The organism is Pseudomonas sp. S3_A03, from assembly GCF_054668275.1.
Window position 1 is genome coordinate 1488974 of sequence record NZ_CP162753.1, and the last position, 19378, is coordinate 1508351.

A 19378-nucleotide genomic window follows, 5' to 3' on the forward strand; every position below is an offset into this window, starting at 1 on the left:
CAAAGCGAGGCGGCCTTAGAGCCGACCTGATCAGTGAAGCGTACGCGGTGCAGCTTCTACTTCCTTAACCGCTGACGAAGTCAGCAATCTTTTGATCTGGCTTTTGCTTTTGCTTTTGATCTTAGGCGCCCCGTTAAACACGCTGGCCGAACGCAGGCTTGAATCCGTGGGTAACCCGGCAGGACGCCGGGTTAGCCGCCCCGCGCCATGGATGGCGCGTGGCGGCGGCCCACGGATTCAAGCCGGAGTGAGGGCACACCGAGCCTAAGCGAGGTGCCGAGTGTTGGGGCAAGAGCCTTTTGGTTACTTTTGGGCTCTTTCCAAAAGTGACCCGCCGTAAGGGCGGAACCCATAGCCGCCGTTACCGCAGCAACGGATATGTACTCACACCCAAAGAACCTGGTCGGCCCTAAGGCCGCCACGGCCCCCCTCAACCCCATCTGAATCGCAGCACCCTCAGTAAACGATCCGCACCGCTGCTTCAGCCGCCCGACCACGCTGCCGAAAGCTATACAGGTAACAAAGCAACCCCACCAAAAACACCACACCACTGCCCAACCGCGCCCAGAACAACAGCTTCAGATGATCCATCGTGGCCATAAACGGCAGCGCCACACCGTCCACCGGCCAGCGTTGCAACCACACCTGCACGGCACCCGCGGCGGTGAGGAACAGGGTAATCATCACCATCGACAACACCATCATCCAGAAGCCCCACACCTCAAGCGCCTGCGCACGCGCATCCGGCGCTTCACCCAGCCCCCGCAGACGCGGCATGGCGTAGCTGATCAGGGTCATCACGATCATCGCGTAGGCACCGAAGAACGCCAGATGCCCGTGAGCCGCCGTAAGTTGGGTGCCGTGGGTGTAAAAGTTGACCGGTGCCAAGGTATGCAGAAAGCCCCAAACCCCCGCGCCGAAGAATGCCGTGACGGTGGTGCCCTTGGCCCACAACGTGGCCGCACGGTTGGGGGCTGGCGCCGGCGGCGTTTGACCATAGTGAAGGCGAACATCACCATCGCCAGGAACGGCAATGGTTCGAGGGCCGAGAAGATCGAACCGACCCACAGCCACACCTGCGGTGCACCGATCCAGAAGAAGTGGTGGCCGGTGCCGATGATGCCGGTGATCAAGGCCATGGCGATGATCACGTACAGCCATTTCTCCACCACCTCGCGGTCGACGCCGGTGACCTTGATCAACACGAACGCCAGCATCGAACCCATGATCAATTCCCACACACCTTCCACCCACAGGTGCACCACCCACCACCAGTAGAACTTGTCCCGCGCCAGGTTGCCGGGGTTGTAGAAGGAGAACAGGAAGAACACCGCGAGGCCGATCAGCCCGGTCATCATCACCATGCTCACGGTGGTCTTGCGGCCTTTGAGCAGGGTCATGCCGATGTTGTACAAAAAGCCCAGGCACACCACCACAATGCCCATCTTGGTGAGCGTCGGCTGCTCCAGGAACTCACGCCCCATGGTCGGCAGCAGTTCGTTGTGGGTCAGCTTGGCCAGCGCCGCATAGGGCACCAGCAGGTAGCCAAGGATGGTCAATACGCCCGCCACCGCAAATACCCAGAACAACAGGATCGCCAGTTTGGGGCTATGCAGTTCGCGGTCGGCCTCTTCAGGCACCAGGTAATAAGCCGCGCCCATGAAGCCAAACAACAGCCACACGATCAGCAGGTTGGTATGAACCATCCGCGCCACGTTGAAGGGGATCAGCGGGAACAGGAAGTCACCCACGACGTATTGCAGGCCCATGATCAGGCCGAACAGCACTTGGCCGACAAACAGCATCAAGGCAAACACAAAATAGGGTTTGGCCACGGCCTGGGATTGGAATTTCAGATAGGGATTGGCGCTGCGCATGGCTCAGCCCTCCTTGTTCGGTGGCCAGTTATTGGTATCGATCTTCGAGCTCCACTTGAGGAACTCCGCCATGTCGTCCACCTCCTGGTCGCTGAGGTTGAATTGCGGCATGGCCCGGCGTCCTGGCACACCCAGAGGCTGCATCTTCATCCAGGCATGCAGGAACGGTTTGAAGCCCTCTTCACCGCCCCGGCGCTTGAACACATTGCCCAGCTCCGGCGCAAAGTACGCGCCTTCGCCCAGTAAGGTGTGGCAGCCGACGCAGTTGTTGCGCTCCCATACGCCTTTGCCGCGCACCACCGCGTCGGTCAGTTGGTCAACGTTGCTGCGGGCGGGAAAGGTTTGTTCGGTGTGATAGGTCAGGGCCAGGAAAATCAGGAAGAAGAACACGCTTCCTCCAAAGTAAATATTCCTGGCCATGCCTTTGGTGAAGGTCTCTGACATGCTCGCTTCCTCATGGCTTGGCGGTGGCCATGATAGGAAGGTGGGGAGGCAAAGCTGCTTGATGGCGATCAAGAATTGTTGATCGAAGCGCTGGGATATTTTCGCCGCTCAATGCACCGCTTCAAGCGCTTGCTGCGCCTTGCCTTTGGCCTGCCCGCGCAGATACAACGCCTCCACCAGCTTTTGCCGCTCATCCTGAGGCAACCCGCTGGCAAACTGCGCCAACGTCGTGTCCACCAACGCCCTGAGCGCCGCATCCGCCTCGCGCGCCTTGGCCAGTTCGGCCACCAGTACGTCGCGGTCCAGGGTCGGCGCCTGCAGTTGCCTGATCACGCCCATGCGCGCCTCACGCCCGGCCATGACCAGCGGCTGGCTGTCGGCACGGTTGTGCCGCAGCAGTTGACGCAATTCCTTGCGGCGCTGCGGCGGCAACTTGAACATGGCCTGGCGCAACCCATGTTGGTTGACCATCGCTTCAGCCGGCTCGGCAACGGTCATCCAGTGATAAAGGCCGCCCCCTACCCCACCGATCAAAAACACGTTGAGCAACACCGACACGAACAACCAAGGCTTAAGGGATCTGGCTGTCATTGTTCGGCTTCCTGCGCGTTGACGTTGAAGACGACCTGCGCATCGCCCTGATCAAAGACACTGGGCAATATCTCGGCTGGCAGGCTGGGCAACGGCATGCTCAAGGACGCCACCAACATCCCGGTGACGACGCCTGCGATGCCCGCGCCAACAAGGCTCGCGGGCGAGAGCCAATCGGCATAGCGCGACCAGAAAGAGCGGCGTACGGTTGCCGACTGACGAATCCGCCGGGCCAGCGCCGGGTCGGCGCATGCCGGTTGATGGCTGTCCAGTTGCCGATCCAGCCAACCCGCCGTCGCCAGGGTCTGGCGCGCGTGAAGGTTGCCGCTGTCCAGCAGGGCTTGGGCCGCGTCCTGTTCAGCGGCAGGCCAGCGCCGCAGATCGGCGCCGTAGGCATCGGCCAGGTAGGCAAAGCGTTCAAGTGTCATGTGGTTCCCCTTCCTGGGCGGGCAAGCCCGGGTGTGTCGGCAAGTTGGCTGCGCAACTGGCGGCGGGCCCGCGACAGCAGGCTTTCCAGTGCCTCGACGCTGATATTCATCAGGGCTGCGGCGTCGATGTTCGACAGCTCCTGGTAGTACTGCAACACAATGGCTTCGCGCTGGCGCTCGGGCAACGCGGCCAAGGCGGCAGCCATGCGCGCGCTGCGCTCGGCGGTTTCGAGTTGCTCATCGGCCGATGGCGCGCTGTCCGGCAACTCAAGCACGTCTTTATCGTGCAGAGGTCGCTCTTTGCGCCGACGCAAACGGTCGTGGCACAGGTTGAGCGCCACCCTGTGCAACCACGTATCGAAACGCGCCTCGCCGCTGCGCCAACCGGCGGCGTGCCGCCAGATGCGCAGGAAACTTTCCTGGGCCACGTCCTTGGCCTCGTCGGCATCCCCCAGCAACCGGCTGGCGAGCGCCAGCAAACGCGGGAGCTTGCGCGTGACCATCTCGTTGACGGCGGCAGGTTCGTTGTTGCCGATACGCGCCAGCAGCTCAACGTCCGGATCAATGTCTTTCAATCGGGCAGTTCCAAAAATCAGCGGACCCAATGCCCTTCACGCCAATACCAATTGGGGCCATGGGCTTCCCAGTGGCCAGGCTCCCAGCGTGCGTTTCGCATCACCGGCTGCCAGTGGCCCGGCACCCACGCATACCCCTGCCCTTCCCAGCGCCAGTGCCCCCGGTCCCAGGCGTAACCGGGTCGCTCGACCGGGACCACTTCCACACGCTGCGGTGGCGGTGCCTGGCGAATGATGATCTCGGTCTGGGCAAAGGCCGGCGTGCTGACAAACGCGGCAAAGGCCAGTGGAGCAAGCAAGGCATAGCGCAATAGCGTCAGGACTTTCATGGCAACTCCTTCATCGACGTGTACCCGTACACGCCTCTGTAGGGTTGAACGGCGGGTAGCGAAAAATCCGTCGCGGCGGCATGGATTTTTCTTCGGGCAGGGGGTCGAGGGCAGTATTGCCTGGGTGTTGGCGGGACTTGATGAAATATTTGAAAGGATCGCGACGGATTTTCCCCCGTGGCGGCGTTCAAGGAATAACGCCGCGCACACCAAGAGGAAATACCATGTCCCGTCGTCTATCCATGCTGGTTGCCGCCCTGTTGATCGTCAGCCTCAGCGGCTGCGTGATCGTGCCCGAGCATCGCCATTGCTGCTGGCGTTACTACGGCGCAACCGATGCCCCCACCAGCACCGTCAACGGCTAGCTCAGCACCGCAAACCCGTGGCGCCCGGCCTTGATCTCGGTGCGCAGTTCGCCAATGAGGTTCGATATGGCATGGATGCCGTCCAACCCCTCGGGGGCTGCATGGTCAGCAGCGGCAAAAGTGCCGGAGCGCAAATCGCAGGCAAAAAAAATCCCAAGTAGCTGATGGAAACTTGGGATTTAAAAATGCATAAACCGTGGGAGGTGAACGCGGAGCTATAGTAACCACTGCAATAACGTGTAACAAGATTATTTTGATCCTTTCGTCGGATTCTAAACGCTGTAAGTCCTTCAATAACCACATGTTTTTTAAGGTAGTGAAACCTATTTATGCCACTTTTTGGTGCAACTACCGCTTATATACCCGCTTACATATGAGGGTTATTAACTCAATAACCAGGCGCTATTTACGCGCCACTTTGTAGCGCACGCAATCTTGATAGAAGCTCTGGCGGATCGCTTCGGGCTTGAGTCTTGAACGGCTGTCGTACGTCTGCTCGGTGATGCCCATGGCCATCATGCGCATCCACGATTTATTGAACTTAAGGGTCTGGATCTTCTGCCGGGCGGCGTACAGCGACACCCCCGACAGCTTGAGTTCCTGGGCCCTGGCGGCGGTGCCGGCGCCCCAACTGCACATGTACTTGTCGCCCTCGCGCAGCTCCCTTGCCTGCACACCGGCCGCGCCGCCGGCCAGGGAGCAGGCGATCAGCATGATTCCAACATTACGCATTTGCATCCCCACCTAACCACCTGAAAATGAACGCGATTCTGGCGAGGATTTTGTTACAAAGGGGCCATTAAATTGCCTTATCGGCGCGTCATTACCATTGGTAGGTCGCGCTCGCCTGCACCGTGCGCTGGGAGCCATACCAGCACCACGAGTACGAGTAACACGACGCGACGTACTCTTTATTCGCCAGGTTGCTGGCATTGAGCGCCAGGCGCAGGTTGTCCTTGAGGTTGAGGAGGTGCTTGATGTCGTAGTGCACCGCCGCATCGAACAAGGTGTAACCCGGTACTTTCAAGGTATTGGCCGTGTCGCCCCACGAGGAGCCGATATAACGCGCACCGGCGCCCATGCCGAAGCCCTTGAGGTTGCCGTCATGGAAGGTGTAATCCGCCCACGCCGAGGCCGTGTGGCGTGGCACCGCGTAAGTGGTGGTGCCCTCGGCATTGATCGCCGGGCCTACGCCGATGTCGCTGATGGGCGCATAGCTCACGGTACTGTTGGATTGGCTGATGCGGTTATCGAGGTAAGCGTACGCCGCGGTGATATCCAGGTTGTCGTTGAGGCTGGCCTTGCCTTCCAGCTCAAAGCCACGCGATTGCACCTCGCCGTCCTGGCTCTGGCAGCGCCCGGTGCCGCACAGGTGGGTGGGGTCCGGGTCGGTGGTGAGCACGTTGGTCTGGCGCAGGTCGAAGATCGCGGCAGTAATAAAGCTATTGCTGCCCGGCGGCTGGTACTTGATACCGACCTCATACTGCTTGCCTTCGGTCGGTTTGAATACCGAACCGCCATACCCCGTACCCGACTGCGGGTTGAACGACTCCGAGTAGCTGGCATAAGGCGCCAGGCCGTTATCGAACAGATAGACCAGACCGACCCGGCCGGTAAAGGCCTTGCTGTCCAGGGAGGACTGGCTCTTGGCCCCGGTGCGCAGGGTCTTGGTGCTGCTATCGGTGCTGGCCCAGTCATAACGCCCTCCCAGCAGCAGCACCCATTTGTCCCATTTGAGCTGTTCTTGCAGGTACACGCCGGTCTGTTCGCTGCGCGACGTGCCGTCGGTGGTGTACGCCGGTACCGCAACGGCCGCGCCGTAGACCGGGTTGAAAATATCCAGGGTCGGCCCGGCGGTGTAAGTGCCTGAGCCCGACAGGGTGTCGGTGCGGGTGTTCTGATAATCGAGCCCCATCAACACAGTGTGCTGCAGCGGGCCGGTGTCGAATGTGGCCTGCACCTGGTTGTCGAGGGTGTAGGCGTCCATGTCCACGTCGGTGGCGATGGTCGAGCGGCGGATGGTCCGATAATCCGCCATCAGGTAGTTGTTGTAGAGGCTGCGGTACTGGCCTTCGCTGCGCAGGTAACGCGCATTCTGGCGCACCGTCCAGACCTCATCGAAGTGATGTTCGAAGGCATAGCCCAGGGAGTAATACTCGCGGTCACTCTTCTCGAAGCTCTTTTCGCCGTCGTAAAAGTCCACATCGATGCTGCGCCCCGTCGGGCTGCGCAATACCGAGCCCCAGGCCGGCACCGAACCGTAGGACGCACCCTTGGGGTCTTTTTGGAAATGCCCGAGCAAGGTCAGCGAGGTGGCGTCATCAGGGCGCCAAGTGAAAGCGGTGGACAGCGACTGGCGGCGGGTCTGCGTGTGCTCGACCTGGCCGTCCGCATCATCGAAAAGCCCGGCAACCCGGTAGGAATAAACACCCTGATCGTCAATCGGCCCACTCAAATCGAAGGTGGTGCGCTTTTTGTCAAAGGTGCCGTATTCGACGCCCACTTCATGAAACGGCGTGTCCAACGGGCGCTTGGTGACCATGTTGATCACCCCGCTCGGCGTGCCCTGCCCGTACAGCACCGACGCCGGGCCGCGCAGGACTTCAACGCGCTCCAGGTCGAAGGCGTCTTTTTGCGGCAACGCGTCACGGCTCGATGGCATGCGCAGGCCATCGAGGTAGGTGGCCGGGGAGAAACCACGGATGGTCAGTTGGTCCAGGCGCGAAGCCGTCGCGCCACGGGTTTCCGGGACCACGGCAGCGCTGTAGCGCAGGATCTGGTTGAGGCTCTCGGCGTTCTGCGCGCGCATCTGGTCTTTGGTGACAATAGAGATCGACTGCGGGGTTTCGATCAACGCGGTGTCGGTCTTGGTACCCGACAGGCTGCGCGTCGCCACATAACCGGACACCGGCCCAGTGGGGCTTTCGGCCTGGTAGGCGCCGCTGATGGTAGTGGCCTGCAACTCCATGGCGCCGCCGTTATCCGCAATGGCCTCCAGGCGATAGCGGTCGGCGGAGATCTTCAAAGCCTGCAGGCCACTGCCGGCCAGCAACTGGTTCAGGGCCACATCAATGGCGTATTCCCCGCTCAGGCCATCGCTGCGTTTGCCTCGGGTCAAACGTGCATCAAATGCCAACACCAACCCCGCCTGCTCGGCCAGGCTATTGAGCGCCTGGCTCAAGTCACCGGCCGGGACCTGAAAGCTGTGCACAGCCTGGGTGCTTTCTTCGGCGACGGAAGTCTGAACAGTCAGCAACGGCACAACAGCAAAAGCCATCGCCACTGACAGGGCCAGTGGATGCAAGGGACGAGCGAGGCGCGACATGGGAAATCCTGCGTAAGGGAGGTTCTATTAACCATGACGGCCAGGTCGGAAAATCGGGTAAGGATGAGAGCGATTTTTATTTGAGAGTGTTTTTTCAGCCCTTGCTGCAATCAGTCGGGTCGTTTTTTTCGTGTAGCTCGTTGAGGCGGGTTCAGGCGTTTTTTCCCCGTCGTCGGTCAGCTCATTCTGATTTTTCCCACCGTTCATCCAGCCGCTTTTTGCTGCGGCAGACTCCGACGCCTTGCCCTCTGCCGAGACGTCACGGATGACACACGCCTCCCACATTGCCTCTATCATTTCGACTATAAAAGCGAGCTGCATTACAAGGCGCAAGCGAGGGGCTCCAAGTCGCTGGATCCGGGTAGAACTAAGCTCGAAAACGATTCACGGCCACCCCATTTCAGAGCAAGAATTCCGGAGATTAACCAAGTGATTTCATTAGACTTCATACAAGGCAACATCACCTACGATGATCTTTCTTTGCTGGAAGACTCCGCGATTGAAGATCAAGTACACAACTTGAAGGAGGATATGCTTCAGGTGGTGTACCCAGACGGACTATTACTTGACGTAGGCTGGTTTCCTTCATTCGATGTAAAAGGACACTTTCAAATAAAAGTCGTCAAAAACCATGACTGGGACTCCCCTGTTTTAAAGTTTACCGCGCAATCAATTAGGGCTCTGATTAAGCAGCTTCTGCTCACACAATCTCAATTAATGCAGCGCTAAAAAAACGCCAAAATTATAGCCCACGCTCCCCTTAAACTACCCTGAGGAGACCTGAACACCAGAGCTTAAAAGCACCACGATGATGGCTGTAAAGGCAGGTTTTGTTGAGATAAGCCCAATAAGAATCCAGCTCTATCCCACACATATGTGAACGCCACTCAAGTCAGTGCAAACAACAACCACCCACTCAAGGGCTGCTTCGCAGCCCCACACAGCGCAAACCCGCTCTCCACAAGCCAACAACCCGATCAACCGAATTTGCCGATTCACCACCCCTCTTTCAACATCCGCAACTCCAAATGCTGCAACAACATAATCGTCTTCCCATCCACAATCTCCCCGCTCTGCACCATGCCCAGCGCCTGCTCAAACCCCAGCTCCAACACTTCGATATCCTCGCCCTCTTCTTCCAGCCCACCACCGCTGCCAACTCGATCCGCCGGCTGATACTCGCCGATAAAAAAATGAATTCGCTCAGTCACCGAGCCCGGGCTCATGAACGCGGCATAGATTTTTTCCACATGCCCCACGCGGTAGCCCGTTTCTTCTTCCGCCTCCAGGCGAATACGTTCCTCGGGGCTGGCATTGTCCAGCAACCCGGCCGCTGTCTCGATCAGGTAGCCGGGGTAGTCATTGACGAACGTGGGCATGCGGAATTGGCGAATCAGCAACACCGTACGCTGCTCGCGGTTGTACAACAGGATGGTCGCGCCATTGCCACGGTCGTAGACCTCACGGGTCTGGGCCTGCCAGCTGCCGTCGCGGCGGCGCAGGTCGAAGCTGTATTTCTTGAGGAGGTACCAGTTGTCCGAGAGGGTTTGTTCGGCGGTGATGCGAACGGGGCTGTTGTCCATGGTCAGGCCTTTTGTTCAAAGTGGGGAGCATTGTCAACGCTGTAACACTTTGCAAGCAATCACCCTCAACGGCTGTCGAATTTATACCTGTGGGTGTAGGCCATCTGGTAAAACCCCTGCTTCACCTTCACCTGGGTACCTTCATGTCTTCTCGTTTTCTGCCGCGCCTGCGCCTGCGCTGGCTGCCCTTACTGTGCATGGCGTTGTTGATCGTCGGCCTGCCGGTGGGTTGCAGCGTGTTGCAACAAAAGGAGCGTGAGCTGGTGTTCCGCATCGAGCCGGGCACCGCCAGTTGGTACAGCGGTTTGCCCAAGGCCGTGCAGGAATTCGAACTCAAGCCCGCCAGTTTCAAGTCGGGGCAGAACATTCACGGCTGGTGGTACCCGGCGGGCAACAAAGATGCACCGGCAGTGCTCTATCTGCACGGCGTGCGTTGGAACCTTACCGGGCAGTTGTTTCGCATCGAGCAATTGCATGCACTCGGCTATTCGGTGCTGGCCATCGATTATCGCGGCTTTGGCCAAAGCCAAGGTGACCTGCCTTCGGAAACGACGGTATACGAAGACGCGCGCATCGCTTGGGAACGCTTCAAGCTGCTGCAGCCGGACCCGAGCAAGCGCCTGATCTACGGGCACTCGCTGGGTGGCGCGGTGGCCATCGACCTGGCCGTTGAACTGGGCCAGCAGACGCCGCTGCCGGTGCGCGGGCTGGTGATCGAATCCACCTTCACGTCCCTGGCGGATGTGGCCACGGCGGTGGCCAACACCTCGTTGCCGGTCCGTTGGCTGCTGTCGCAGAAATTCGACTCCATCGACAAGATTGCCGACATCCATATGCCGTTGTTGGTGGTACACGGTCTTGATGACCGCTATGTGCCGCCGCGTTTCAGCCAGCAATTGTTTGAAGCCGCCGAGGAACCCAAGCGGTTGTTATTGGTGCCCGGCGCCAGCCATAACAACAGCATGAGCCTGGCCGGTCGCAGCTATCGCCAGGCACTCGACCACCTGATGCAGGCCAGGATGCCGGCGCAGGTTGTCACGCACTCCACAGGCCGTAAAGGCGACTCATAAAGTGCTTTTCGGCACTGGCTTCGCGCTTGGCTGTCAAGCGCAAACCCTGCCCATGCTGGCCCAAATCGAAAGTTGATCAAATATTAACCGTAGGTTAAATCGCCAAGCCAGCCGGGCGTTCGCAAAGTTATCCACAGAGATACCCACGGTTTTCGTGGACAACTCTTTTTATTTTTTTACGATTTTTTTGCTCATCCGTTGCTTTCTGGATATGTCCCCGGCAACAAAATCTGGCGATTCACATCGCGTATATCGTTATACCCACAGAGCGCCATCGACACGTCCAACTCCCGAGCGATGATCTCCAGGGCCTTCGTCACGCCCGCCTCGCCCAAGGCACCCAAACCGTACAAATGCGGCCGACCGATCATGGTGCCCTTGGCCCCCAAGGCCATCGCCTTGAGCACGTCCTGGCCGGAGCGGATGCCACCGTCAAGCCACACTTCAATACGCTCGCCCACCGCGTCGACAATCGCCGGCAACTGGCTGATGCTCGACGGCGCGCCATCCAGCTGACGGCCACCGTGGTTGCTCACCACCAACGCATCCGCGCCGCAATTGGCGGCCAGGCGCGCGTCTTCCACATCAAGGATGCCCTTGATGATCAGCTTGCCGCCCCAGCATTTTTTGATCCATTCCACATCGTCCCAGCTCAGGCGCGGGTCGAATTGCTGGGCGGTCCACGCCGACAGCGAACTCATGTCCGCAACGCCCTTCACATGCCCGACGATATTGCCGAAACCACGGCGTCGGGTACCGAGCATGCCCATCACCCAGCGCGGTTTGGTCGCCATGTTGAGGATGTTCGGCAGGGTCAGTCTGGGCGGTGCCGACAGGCCGTTGATCAAGTCCTTGTGCCGTTGCCCGAGGATCTGCAAATCCAGGGTCAGCACCAAGGCATCCACGCCTGCGGCCTTGGCCCGTTCGATCAACTGTTCGATAAACGCGCGGTCGCGCATCACGTACAACTGGAACCAGAACGGCTGGCCGACGTGTTCGGCAATGTCTTCAAGCGAGCAAATGCTCATGGTCGACAAGGTGTAGCGCAGGCCAAACGCGGCGGCGGCGCGGGCGGTGAGAATCTCGCCGTCGGCATGCTGCATGCCCGCAAGGCCGGTGGGCGCCAGCGCCACCGGCATGGCCATGTCCTGGCCGAGCATGCTGGCGCGGATCGAGCGTTCATCAATATTGCGCGCCACCCGCTGGCGGAATTTGATCGCGGCAAAATCGCTTTCATTAGCCCGGTAGGTACTCTCAGTCCAGGAACCGGAATCGGCGTAATCGTAGAACATCCTTGGAACACGTTTTTGCGCCAGCCTGCGTAAGTCTTCGATGGTTGTGATCAACGACATCTAGGTCACCTCTCCCTGAACTGAGCCCAGAGAGTAACCGGCCAACGGTCGCCCAACCAGCCATTGCGTTTATAGCGACGGCAGACTAACCTCGCACAAACCCGCAAAATAGCGCATAAACATGCACAACTCCCATCAAGCCATTGACCTGCCTTCCCTGCGCAAACAGAAGATCTTGTTGCTGCTGGAACGCGACGGCAAAGTCACCGCTGCACAATTGGTCGAGCACTTTGCCGTGTCCCAGGACACCATCCGCCGTGACCTTGGCGAGCTTGCCGCCGCCGGCCTGTTGCAACGGGTCCACGGGGGCGCTTTGCCTCGGCCCAAAGATACCGGCAAGGACTTCTTCACCCGCGTCGGCGAGACCAACGCTGCCAAGCGCCACCTCGCGCAACTGGCGGCAAACCGAGTCGAAGACGGCCAGATTGTGCTGTTCGATTCCGGTTCCACTACGCTGCAGATCGCCCAGTCACTGCCGCACTCCATACGCCTGACCGTGGTCACCGCTTCGCCGATGATCGCCATCGCCCTGGCTGATCATCGTGACGTGAAGGTGATTCTGGCTGGCGGCCAACTCAACCCGGCCACCCTCTCCACCGGCGGCCATGACGCCATACGCCTGATCCAGAGCATCAAGGCCGACCTGCTGTTTACCGGCGTGTGCGCGCTGCACCCGCAGGTAGGCATGAGCTCGCTGCATTTTGATGAAGTGGCGGTCAAGCAAGCTTTGCTCGATAGCGCCTCCCACGTGGTGGCGGTAACCATGGCGGACAAACTCGGCGCGGTAGAGCCGTTTGTGGTGGCGCCGTGCAGCCGTATTCACACGTTGATTACCGAGTGGCATGTGCCGAACGTGCAGGCGTATGAGCAGTTGGGGCTGGAAGTGCTGCGGGTTGAGGTCGAGTAGCTAGACGTGGCGGTGGCGCCGATCCCCCTCAGTGGCCCAGCTTGCGCTCAGCCTTGGCGGCTTGCTCTTTGATCGCACCGGCCTGGCGCTCAGCGTCCTTGATCGACGTGGGCGTCAGCACCTTGTCGACGCTTTCAGTGTTCGGATCTGGACGCTCCAGCGCCTGGTCCTTGTCGGGGGTGCCGGCGCCTTTCTGGGCTTGTTCCGAGCTGATGGGGTTGGATGTTTTGTCGGCAGTTCTGTGATCGGTCACGAAGTCTCTCCAGGCAATGAGGCGCAAAAAAACATGCACCGTTGTGCAGCAGAGCCCTGGGGTATTTCGATAGTTCAAGGAAATTGCAGCCGCGAAATCAACGCAAAAAAAATTTAAACCTTTTGCCCAGGCATCCGCTCAACAGTCAGGTAACGGCCTCCCACCACGTTCAAGGAGAACCACCATGACTACTCTGCTGATCAAACAGATGGGCCTGACCTTCGCACTGGTCGCCGGCGCAATGTCCACCGCCATGGCCGCCACCTCCAACGACTTCGTCGACAACGCGGCCGAAGGTGGCATCACCGAAATCGAGGCCGGCAAACTGGCCCTGGAAAAAAGCAGCGCTGGCGACGTGAAGACCTTCGCCCAACACATGGTCACCGACCACACCAAGGCCAATCAGGAACTGATGACACTGGCGAAAAAGCTCGATATCCAAGTGCCGGATGATGCCGCCCTGACCGACAAGGCCAAGAAAGCCATCCTGGAAATGCGCGACGAGTCGTTCGATAAGGCTTACGCCAACAACCAGGTGGCGGCTCATGAAAAAACCGTCGAGCTGTTCAAGAAAGAAGCCGCTTCCTCGGATAACGCCGAGCTGAAAGCATTCGCCACCAAGACCCTGCCCACCCTTGAAGCCCATCTGAAAATGGCCAAGGAGCTGCAGGCCAAATACGACCATTAATCCCCGACCAGGAGACCCTCGACCATGAGCTCGCAACTCAACGGTAAGAAAATCCTCATCATCACCTCCAACACCGGCATCGAGCGCGATGAGCTGGTCAAGCCGCTGCAAGCACTGCGCGAGTTTGGCGCGACCGTGACCCACGGTTCGAGCAAGGGCGGTACCACCCAGACCTTTGTCGGTGATACCGAAAAAGACAAGACCGTGGAATCCGACGTGCAACTGTCGGATGTGCTGAGCAGCGATTTTGACGCGCTGGTCATTCCCGGCGGTACCGTCAACGCCGACACACTGCGCCAGGACGCTGCGGCGCTGCGCTTGATCAAAGAGTTCGCCGACGCCGGCAAGACCATCGCGGCCATCTGTCACGGCCCCTGGACATTGATCGACGCGGGCGTGGTCCAGGGCAAGACGCTGACCTCGTATAAAAGCGTGCGCATCGACCTGGAAAACGCCGGCGCCGCCGGTTGGGTCGACGCTCAGGTCAAGGAATGCAAAGCCAATGGCTGGACCTTGATCACCTCGCGCACGCCGGATGATCTGCCTGCGTTCAACACGGCGATTGCCCAGGCGCTGGCCGGCTGATTGCGGCGCTCCTGAACGCAAACAGGCGCCCCATGGGGCGCCTGTTTGCCAAAGGCTTCAACCCTCAGCTTTTACGCTGTTGCGCCATCTCGCGCTTGGGCCCGAACATCGCCCAGGCGATCAGCCCCAACAACGGCACGAAAATCAGAATCACCAACCATAACCCTTTGGTCTCCCAGCCGCCGGTACTGCGCAGTACCACATTGATCGCCCACAATTCCAACAGCAGCAGAACCACCGCCAACCCGATCCAGACATATTCCAATTGCATGATTCACCTCCTGAGGTCTATGGGTTAAGTCAAGCATCCGCGCCAAGGGTTCCATCGGATTTACCAAGGGGCGTGGTGGCTGCCCACCGAGGGCATCAAGCGCTCAGGGTGTAATGCAATCCGCTGCGGCCACGACCATGCAAGCTGCACGATCCCAACCCGCACCGCCCCTACTTAACCAATTGATAAGCATACGATTTATGTAATCGCTCAAGTTGGTACAGCTGATGCAATCTTCTACCAGACGAGGCGCGCACTTCGACGCGCCCGAACCCAGTCTGTGAGGTTTCATCATGAATGCCATCGACCTTCTCAAAGCCGACCACGAACGTGTAAAAGCGCTGCTGACCCAACTGAGCGAGTCCACCGAGCGCGGTGTGAAAAAGCGCACCGAGCTGCTGGCCAAGCTGGAGATGGAAATCACCCTGCACACCAAGCTTGAAGAAGAGATTCTCTACCCCGCCTTCCGTAAAGCCGGTGGCAAGGAACAGGACATCATGTACCACGAAGCCAAGGAAGAGCACCGCACCGTCGACACCCTGGTACTGCCTGACCTTAAACAAACCGAACCGTCCACCACCGAGTTTTCCGGCCGAGTCAAGGTGGTCAAGGAGTTGCTGGAGCATCACATCGAAGAAGAGGAAACCGAGATGTTCCCTCAAGCGAAAAAACTGCTGGGCAAAGCGCAACTCGAAGAGCTGGGTGCCGAAATGGAAGCCATGAAAGCTGCGTATAAAAAAACCATGAGCGCCAAGTCGATAGCGGCCTGACGCTGCTTGTCGCCTGGTTCCGCCACCGGGGCCGGTTGTTGGAAAGGCTCCGGTTCTTGATCAAGAGGAAGAGGATTGAACCATGAAGTACGTGCAAAGGATGCTGCTTGCTCTTTGCCTCACAGCCCTGTCCGGTCCACCCGCCCTCGCCGCGTTTGGTGACAACCCCACACGCGCGGCCAACACCTTGGCCGGCGACAGCGCTGCCGGTTCTGCCCTGCCGCCGGGGACTTACCCGAGCAGCCCTTCCGACAGCGACAAAAAAACCCAGGACACCGACAAACAACAGGAAAAGACCTCCAAACCTGCCGATTCCGATAAAGAACCCCAGAAAAAACCGCGCTCAGGCAGCTGACGGCTCATCCGCACTCGGCGGCTCGGGCGCCAGCCCCCAGTCGCCGTGTTCGTACCAGTCGTCGCCGAGCATCTCGGCCGGGTGCATGGTGCGGTCGGCGCCATTGCCGCACGCCAGGTCGGCGGCGCCGCAGTAGCGATCACAGCCCCAGCAGATGCGTTCGGGGTGTTTGGGGTGCAGCGGAAAAGGCTTGGCCATTGCAGTGCTCCTTACCGAAGGGCGACCTCACCACCCTAGCCCTGATACCCGCCCCCAGCCTTGACCGATATCAAGCCTGGCACGCATGAAATATCGTGCGAACTTGACAAGAATCATTATTGTTTACGCCAGACCTTCCTAGACTCGGGCTCTCTTTACTTACCCGTCTGGAAGCCCCTATGCGTACCCTCCCCCTGCTCCCCATCGCCCTGCTGTTATCCACCTCTGCGGCGCTCGCCAAGGAGTACCCCATCGGCGAACCGCAACAGTGCCCCGGCCTGGAAATCGGCGCGGTGTACCTGCAACCGATTGAAATGGCCCCGGCCGGCATGATGCGCGCCACCGCCGACTCCGACGTGCACCTGGAAGCCGATGTGCGGGCCACGGCGGACAATGCCCAGGGCTTTCAGGAAGGCAGTTTCGTGCCCTATCTGAACCTGTCGTTCTCGCTGAAAAAACAGGGCAGCAATACGCCAATCAGCGGTGACTTTCACGCCATGGTCGCCAACGATGGGCCGCACTATGGCGATAACGTCAAGCTGCAAGGCCCCGGCAAATACACCCTTACCTTCAGCGTGCTGCCGCCCACCGGTCACCACGCCCTGGGCCGTCATACCGACAAGGAAACCGGCGTGGCGCCCTGGTTCGAACGCTGCGAGGTGCAGTACGAATTCGTCTATGCCGGTATCGGTAAAAAAGGCGGCTACTGATGCGCCGCGCCCTGCTGTTGGGCGGCTTTTTGCTGAACGGCGCGGCGTGGGCGGCAGCGCTGCCCACCTATGAGCTGAGCCTGCAAGACGGTCATTTCACCCCGCCGCAATTGGTGGTCAAGGCCGGCGAGCGCTTCAAGATCGTGCTCAAGAACACGGGCCTTGGGCCTGCCGAATTCGAGAGCACACCGCTGCGCGTGGAGAAAGTGCTGTCACCCGGCGTGACCACGTTTGTGGTGATCCATCCCCTGCAACCCGGCGTGTACCCGTTTTTCGATGAATTCAACCCACAACTGCCCGAAGGCAGCATCCGCGCCGATTAGGAGCCGTTGATGAATCAAGCGATGTTTATTGTGTGGCGCGAAAGCGTCGAAGCGCTGTTGGTGATCGGCATTTTGCAGGCCTGGATCAGCCGCCAGAGCGGCCATTCGCGCCTGGCCCGTTTCCTTTGGGCCGGGGTGTTGGCGGGGTTGCTGGGTTCGGCGGGCCTGGCCGGGTTGATGCTGTGGGCCGGCGACACCATGACCGGCGCCGAGGGTGAATGGCTGCAAGCGCTGATGACGCTGCTGGCCAGCGGGTTGATGGTGCAGATGGTGTTCTGGATGCACCGCCACGCGCCCACGCTCAAGCACAGCCTGCTACGCGAAGCCGACCAGCGCCTGGCCCATCAGGGCGGTTGGGGGCTGATGCTGCTGGCGCTGTTGGCGGTGAGCCGCGAAGGCAGCGAAACCGTGGTGTTCCTGTACGGTGCCGGCGCACGGCTGCACGATACGGCGCTGGGCTTGTTCGCCATCGGCGGCGTGCTGGGCCTGGTGTTGGCCGGTCTCACGGTGGTGTTGTTGCGCAGCAGTCGGCGTTTTATCTCGTGGTCGCACTTTTTTGCCCTCAGCGAAGCGCTGTTGCTGCTGTTGGGCGGTGCCTTGCTGGTCGCCGCCGTGGACCGCATCAGCGGGCAACTGCTGGCCATGGACATGCCCGACTGGGTCTACAGCGCTGTCGGCGAAAGCCGCTGGGACAGCAGCGCCCTGCTCAGTGACAGCCATGGCCTGGGCGCGCTGCTCGCCGACTTTGCCGGCTACCGCGCCGCACCCAGCCTGATCACCTTGCTGGTGCTGCTGGGCTACTGGTTGGCGGTGGGCAACGGCTTGCGCCGGTCACGGCCATGAACTGGCTGCAGCCCCTGGGCGATGGTATGCGCCGCCATGCCCGGTTGATCCGCGCCGTGCAATGGGTGGTGGTGCTGGCCTACGCCGTGCTGTTGGTGGTGCCCGCCCTGCTGCCGCTACCGGACAGCCAGGCGCGCCTGCTGGACAACCTGACGCGGCTCGCACAATTTCTGTTCTGGGGTGTCTGGTGGCCGTTCGTATTGCTGTCGATGGTGTTATTCGGGCGCCTGTGGTGCGGCGTGCTCTGCCCGGAAGGCTCATTGAGCGAATGGGCCAGCCGGCATGGCCGTGGCCTGGGCATTCCACACTGGCTGCGCTGGGGTGGCTGGCCCACAGTAGGTTTTGGTCTGACCACCCTCTACGGCCAGTTGATCAGCGTGTATGACTACGCTCAGGCTGCGTTGCTGATCCTCGGTGGCTCGACCGTGGCGGCGGTGATCGTCGGCCTGCTGTTCGTACGCGGCAAACGCGTGTGGTGCCGCTACCTGTGCCCGGTCAGCGGCGTATTCGCCCTGCTCGCCCGCCTGGCGCCCGTGCACTTTGCGGTGGATGAACAACGCTGGAAAGCCAATAGCGCCCCGCGCCTGCCATTACCCAACTGCGCGCCACTGCTGGACATCCGCCGCCTGCAAGGCGCCAGCGAGTGCCACGCGTGCGGGCGCTGCAGCGGGCAACGGGGGGCGGTCCAACTGATCGCGCGCTCGTGCAACCAGGAAATCCTCCAGGCACCGCGCCAACCCGGCTCGGTGTGGGATGCACGGCTGCTGCTGTTTGGCGTGATCGGCTTGGCCATGGGCGCGTTCCACTGGACCATCAGCCCGTGGTTCATCGCCCTCAAGCAGGGCCTGGCCGAATGGCTGGTGAGCCATGATTGGCTATGGCCGCTGCAAGACAATGCACCGTGGTGGCTGCTGACCCATTATCCGCAGCTCAATGACAGTTTCAGTTGGCTCGACGGTGTTTGCATCGTGCTGTATCTGGCGGGCAGCTCATTGCTGCTCGGTGGCGGATGCTGGCTGCTGCTGCGCCTGGCCGCGCGCGTAGCGGGTGATCGCGCACTGTTTCGGCCCCTGGCCCTGACCTTGACGCCCTTGGGTGGTGCGGGGTTGTTCCTGGGCTTGTCGGCGACCACGGTGAAGTTGTTGCGCTATGAGGGGTGGGTGTTGGGCTGGGTGCAGCCGGTTCGCGCGGCGATTTTGCTCGGCGCGATGGGCTGGTGTTTGTGGTTGGGGTGGCGGCAGCTGGGTGGGGTGCAATCGCGGTGGGCGGCTTGGTTGTGTGTTCTGGTGAGTAACGGGGTGGTGGGATTTGGATGGTGGTTGCAGTTTTGGGGATGAGTACCCATCCGTTGTTTGGGTAACGGCTCGCGTTTGAACGGCGCAACAGACTGAGGTCCACCCGATGTAGGCAGATCCACCTGTGGGAGGGGCGGTGCGACGATTCGACTTGCTCCCGATGGCAGTGGGTCAGCAAACGATGCACTCACTGACACTCCCCCATCGGGAGCAAGCCCCCTCCCACAGTGGAACTGTGATC

25 protein-coding genes and 2 pseudogenes are annotated in these 19378 nt (G+C 60.2%); 12 read left to right on the top strand and 15 right to left on the bottom strand.

What is annotated here, in order from left to right; translation table 11 throughout:
- Positions 1-456: 456 nt before the first annotated feature.
- The 6 genes and pseudogenes from AB4O25_RS06520 to AB4O25_RS06545 form a co-directional block, all read right to left on the bottom strand.
- Positions 457-1877, bottom strand: a pseudogene (locus tag AB4O25_RS06520) (cbb3-type cytochrome c oxidase subunit I).
- A 3-nt stretch (positions 1878-1880) separates the two neighbouring features.
- Positions 1881-2321 carry a c-type cytochrome gene (locus AB4O25_RS06525; protein WP_017530585.1) on the bottom strand — a complete coding sequence of 147 codons (441 nt, stop codon included), beginning with the start codon at positions 2319-2321 and terminating at the stop codon, positions 1881-1883.
- 108 nt (positions 2322-2429) lie between these two features.
- The gene (locus tag AB4O25_RS06530; RefSeq protein WP_017530584.1) at positions 2430-2912 is read right to left on the bottom strand and encodes a periplasmic heavy metal sensor; all 483 of its coding nucleotides are present in this window, start codon (positions 2910-2912) and stop codon (positions 2430-2432) included.
- A complete protein-coding gene (locus AB4O25_RS06535; RefSeq protein ID WP_065878831.1) occupies positions 2909-3340 on the bottom strand; it encodes a hypothetical protein in 432 nt (143 codons plus the stop codon). Before AB4O25_RS06535 ends, AB4O25_RS06530 begins: the two co-directional genes overlap by 4 nt.
- Positions 3337-3915: an RNA polymerase sigma factor gene (locus tag AB4O25_RS06540; RefSeq protein ID WP_065878829.1), complete on the bottom strand. Its 579-nt coding sequence runs from the start codon at positions 3913-3915 to the stop codon at positions 3337-3339. The genes AB4O25_RS06535 and AB4O25_RS06540 overlap by 4 nt, the downstream gene beginning before the upstream one ends.
- 17 nt (positions 3916-3932) lie before the next feature.
- Positions 3933-4244 carry a YXWGXW repeat-containing protein gene (locus AB4O25_RS06545; RefSeq protein ID WP_017530581.1) on the bottom strand — a complete coding sequence of 104 codons (312 nt, stop codon included), beginning with the start codon at positions 4242-4244 and terminating at the stop codon, positions 3933-3935.
- Positions 4245-4468: 224 nt separating this feature from the next.
- Between AB4O25_RS06545 and AB4O25_RS06550 the strand changes: the two genes are divergently transcribed.
- Complete coding sequence (locus tag AB4O25_RS06550) at positions 4469-4609, top strand: hypothetical protein (RefSeq protein ID WP_017530580.1); 141 nt, start codon at positions 4469-4471, stop codon at positions 4607-4609.
- Here AB4O25_RS06550 and AB4O25_RS06555 read toward each other — a convergent pair.
- The 4 genes and pseudogenes from AB4O25_RS06555 to AB4O25_RS06570 form a co-directional block, all read right to left on the bottom strand.
- A pseudogene (locus AB4O25_RS06555) lies at positions 4606-4707 on the bottom strand (DUF1652 domain-containing protein); the annotation flags it as partial. The gene AB4O25_RS06550 and the pseudogene AB4O25_RS06555 overlap by 4 nt on opposite strands.
- 304 nt (positions 4708-5011) lie before the next feature.
- A complete protein-coding gene (locus AB4O25_RS06560; RefSeq protein ID WP_026067479.1) occupies positions 5012-5341 on the bottom strand; it encodes a hypothetical protein in 330 nt (109 codons plus the stop codon).
- A 91-nt stretch (positions 5342-5432) separates the two neighbouring features.
- A complete protein-coding gene (locus AB4O25_RS06565; RefSeq protein ID WP_116077970.1) occupies positions 5433-7934 on the bottom strand; it encodes a TonB-dependent siderophore receptor in 2502 nt (833 codons plus the stop codon).
- A gap of 27 nt (positions 7935-7961) precedes the next feature.
- Complete coding sequence (locus AB4O25_RS06570; protein WP_460150669.1) at positions 7962-8267, bottom strand: hypothetical protein; 306 nt, start codon at positions 8265-8267, stop codon at positions 7962-7964.
- A 96-nt stretch (positions 8268-8363) separates the two neighbouring features.
- Between AB4O25_RS06570 and AB4O25_RS06575 the strand changes: the two genes are divergently transcribed.
- Entirely contained in the window at positions 8364-8663 is a 300-nt protein-coding gene (locus tag AB4O25_RS06575) for a hypothetical protein (RefSeq protein WP_017527390.1), read from the top strand.
- A gap of 266 nt (positions 8664-8929) precedes the next feature.
- On the opposite strand, the gene AB4O25_RS06580 is transcribed toward AB4O25_RS06575, so the two are convergent.
- Positions 8930-9517, bottom strand: coding sequence for an NUDIX domain-containing protein (locus tag AB4O25_RS06580; RefSeq protein WP_017527389.1), 588 nt, complete (start codon positions 9515-9517; stop codon positions 8930-8932).
- A gap of 143 nt (positions 9518-9660) precedes the next feature.
- Between AB4O25_RS06580 and AB4O25_RS06585 the strand changes: the two genes are divergently transcribed.
- Positions 9661-10587 carry an alpha/beta hydrolase gene (locus tag AB4O25_RS06585; protein WP_017527388.1) on the top strand — a complete coding sequence of 309 codons (927 nt, stop codon included), beginning with the start codon at positions 9661-9663 and terminating at the stop codon, positions 10585-10587.
- Between the two features lie 191 nt (positions 10588-10778).
- Here the strand turns inward: AB4O25_RS06585 and AB4O25_RS06590 are convergent, their stop codons facing one another.
- Entirely contained in the window at positions 10779-11939 is a 1161-nt protein-coding gene (locus tag AB4O25_RS06590) for an alpha-hydroxy acid oxidase (protein ID WP_017527387.1), read from the bottom strand.
- 121 nt (positions 11940-12060) lie between these two features.
- Here AB4O25_RS06590 and AB4O25_RS06595 point away from each other — a divergent pair, with 121 nt between their 5' ends.
- Positions 12061-12846 (top strand): DeoR/GlpR family DNA-binding transcription regulator, encoded by a 786-nt coding sequence (locus AB4O25_RS06595; protein ID WP_017527386.1) that lies wholly within the window; start codon positions 12061-12063, stop codon positions 12844-12846.
- Between the two features lie 28 nt (positions 12847-12874).
- Here AB4O25_RS06595 and AB4O25_RS06600 read toward each other — a convergent pair whose 3' ends face one another.
- Complete coding sequence (locus tag AB4O25_RS06600) at positions 12875-13099, bottom strand: hypothetical protein (protein ID WP_065878822.1); 225 nt, start codon at positions 13097-13099, stop codon at positions 12875-12877.
- 184 nt (positions 13100-13283) lie between these two features.
- Between AB4O25_RS06600 and AB4O25_RS06605 the strand changes: the two genes are divergently transcribed.
- A complete protein-coding gene (locus tag AB4O25_RS06605; RefSeq protein WP_065878820.1) occupies positions 13284-13787 on the top strand; it encodes a DUF4142 domain-containing protein in 504 nt (167 codons plus the stop codon).
- A 24-nt stretch (positions 13788-13811) separates the two neighbouring features.
- Positions 13812-14372: a type 1 glutamine amidotransferase domain-containing protein gene (locus AB4O25_RS06610; protein ID WP_017527383.1), complete on the top strand. Its 561-nt coding sequence runs from the start codon at positions 13812-13814 to the stop codon at positions 14370-14372.
- Between the two features lie 64 nt (positions 14373-14436).
- Here AB4O25_RS06610 and AB4O25_RS06615 read toward each other — a convergent pair whose 3' ends face one another.
- Complete coding sequence (locus AB4O25_RS06615) at positions 14437-14643, bottom strand: PLDc N-terminal domain-containing protein (protein WP_017527382.1); 207 nt, start codon at positions 14641-14643, stop codon at positions 14437-14439.
- Positions 14644-14936: 293 nt separating this feature from the next.
- Between AB4O25_RS06615 and AB4O25_RS06620 the strand changes: the two genes are divergently transcribed.
- Positions 14937-15413, top strand: a complete 477-nt coding sequence (locus AB4O25_RS06620; protein ID WP_065878816.1) for a hemerythrin domain-containing protein — start codon at positions 14937-14939, stop codon at positions 15411-15413.
- Between the two features lie 82 nt (positions 15414-15495).
- Complete coding sequence (locus AB4O25_RS06625) at positions 15496-15768, top strand: hypothetical protein (protein WP_065878815.1); 273 nt, start codon at positions 15496-15498, stop codon at positions 15766-15768.
- On the opposite strand, the gene AB4O25_RS06630 is transcribed toward AB4O25_RS06625, so the two are convergent.
- Complete coding sequence (locus AB4O25_RS06630; protein WP_065878814.1) at positions 15757-15966, bottom strand: DUF3079 domain-containing protein; 210 nt, start codon at positions 15964-15966, stop codon at positions 15757-15759. The genes AB4O25_RS06625 and AB4O25_RS06630 overlap by 12 nt on opposite strands.
- Before the next feature lie 179 nt (positions 15967-16145).
- On the opposite strand from AB4O25_RS06630, the gene AB4O25_RS06635 reads away from it, so the two are divergent.
- Genes AB4O25_RS06635 through AB4O25_RS06650 form a run of 4 tightly spaced genes read left to right on the top strand, consistent with a single transcriptional unit; the run spans position 16146 to position 19179 of the window.
- Complete coding sequence (locus AB4O25_RS06635) at positions 16146-16676, top strand: iron transporter (RefSeq protein ID WP_068935829.1); 531 nt, start codon at positions 16146-16148, stop codon at positions 16674-16676.
- On the top strand, positions 16676-16999 hold the full coding sequence (locus AB4O25_RS06640) for a cupredoxin domain-containing protein (RefSeq protein WP_065878812.1): 324 nt from the start codon (positions 16676-16678) through the stop codon (positions 16997-16999). The genes AB4O25_RS06635 and AB4O25_RS06640 overlap by 1 nt, the downstream gene beginning before the upstream one ends.
- A 9-nt stretch (positions 17000-17008) precedes the next feature.
- Complete coding sequence (locus AB4O25_RS06645) at positions 17009-17842, top strand: FTR1 family iron permease (RefSeq protein WP_017527376.1); 834 nt, start codon at positions 17009-17011, stop codon at positions 17840-17842.
- Complete coding sequence (locus AB4O25_RS06650) at positions 17839-19179, top strand: 4Fe-4S binding protein (RefSeq protein ID WP_017527375.1); 1341 nt, start codon at positions 17839-17841, stop codon at positions 19177-19179. Before AB4O25_RS06645 ends, AB4O25_RS06650 begins: the two co-directional genes overlap by 4 nt.
- Positions 19180-19378 lie beyond the last annotated feature (199 nt).

Excerpts from the sequence above, each read along its gene's own strand:
- AB4O25_RS06525 (WP_017530585.1), bottom strand. The coding sequence starts at position 2,321 with ATGTCAGAGACCTTCACCAAAGGCATGGCCAGGAATATTTACTTTGGA.
- AB4O25_RS06530 (WP_017530584.1), bottom strand. The coding sequence starts at position 2,912 with ATGACAGCCAGATCCCTTAAGCCTTGGTTGTTCGTGTCGGTGTTGCTC.
- AB4O25_RS06535 (WP_065878831.1), bottom strand. The coding sequence starts at position 3,340 with ATGACACTTGAACGCTTTGCCTACCTGGCCGATGCCTACGGCGCCGAT.
- AB4O25_RS06545 (WP_017530581.1), bottom strand. The coding sequence starts at position 4,244 with ATGAAAGTCCTGACGCTATTGCGCTATGCCTTGCTTGCTCCACTGGCC.
- AB4O25_RS06550 (WP_017530580.1), top strand. The coding sequence starts at position 4,469 with ATGTCCCGTCGTCTATCCATGCTGGTTGCCGCCCTGTTGATCGTCAGC.
- AB4O25_RS06560 (WP_026067479.1), bottom strand. The coding sequence starts at position 5,341 with ATGCGTAATGTTGGAATCATGCTGATCGCCTGCTCCCTGGCCGGCGGC.
- AB4O25_RS06565 (WP_116077970.1), bottom strand. The coding sequence starts at position 7,934 with ATGTCGCGCCTCGCTCGTCCCTTGCATCCACTGGCCCTGTCAGTGGCG.
- AB4O25_RS06580 (WP_017527389.1), bottom strand. The coding sequence starts at position 9,517 with ATGGACAACAGCCCCGTTCGCATCACCGCCGAACAAACCCTCTCGGAC.
- AB4O25_RS06585 (WP_017527388.1), top strand. The coding sequence starts at position 9,661 with ATGTCTTCTCGTTTTCTGCCGCGCCTGCGCCTGCGCTGGCTGCCCTTA.
- AB4O25_RS06590 (WP_017527387.1), bottom strand. The coding sequence starts at position 11,939 with ATGTCGTTGATCACAACCATCGAAGACTTACGCAGGCTGGCGCAAAAA.
- AB4O25_RS06595 (WP_017527386.1), top strand. The coding sequence starts at position 12,061 with ATGCACAACTCCCATCAAGCCATTGACCTGCCTTCCCTGCGCAAACAG.
- AB4O25_RS06605 (WP_065878820.1), top strand. The coding sequence starts at position 13,284 with ATGACTACTCTGCTGATCAAACAGATGGGCCTGACCTTCGCACTGGTC.
- AB4O25_RS06610 (WP_017527383.1), top strand. The coding sequence starts at position 13,812 with ATGAGCTCGCAACTCAACGGTAAGAAAATCCTCATCATCACCTCCAAC.
- AB4O25_RS06615 (WP_017527382.1), bottom strand. The coding sequence starts at position 14,643 with ATGCAATTGGAATATGTCTGGATCGGGTTGGCGGTGGTTCTGCTGCTG.
- AB4O25_RS06620 (WP_065878816.1), top strand. The coding sequence starts at position 14,937 with ATGAATGCCATCGACCTTCTCAAAGCCGACCACGAACGTGTAAAAGCG.
- AB4O25_RS06625 (WP_065878815.1), top strand. The coding sequence starts at position 15,496 with ATGAAGTACGTGCAAAGGATGCTGCTTGCTCTTTGCCTCACAGCCCTG.
- AB4O25_RS06630 (WP_065878814.1), bottom strand. The coding sequence starts at position 15,966 with ATGGCCAAGCCTTTTCCGCTGCACCCCAAACACCCCGAACGCATCTGC.
- AB4O25_RS06635 (WP_068935829.1), top strand. The coding sequence starts at position 16,146 with ATGCGTACCCTCCCCCTGCTCCCCATCGCCCTGCTGTTATCCACCTCT.
- AB4O25_RS06640 (WP_065878812.1), top strand. The coding sequence starts at position 16,676 with ATGCGCCGCGCCCTGCTGTTGGGCGGCTTTTTGCTGAACGGCGCGGCG.
- AB4O25_RS06645 (WP_017527376.1), top strand. The coding sequence starts at position 17,009 with ATGAATCAAGCGATGTTTATTGTGTGGCGCGAAAGCGTCGAAGCGCTG.
- AB4O25_RS06650 (WP_017527375.1), top strand. The coding sequence starts at position 17,839 with ATGAACTGGCTGCAGCCCCTGGGCGATGGTATGCGCCGCCATGCCCGG.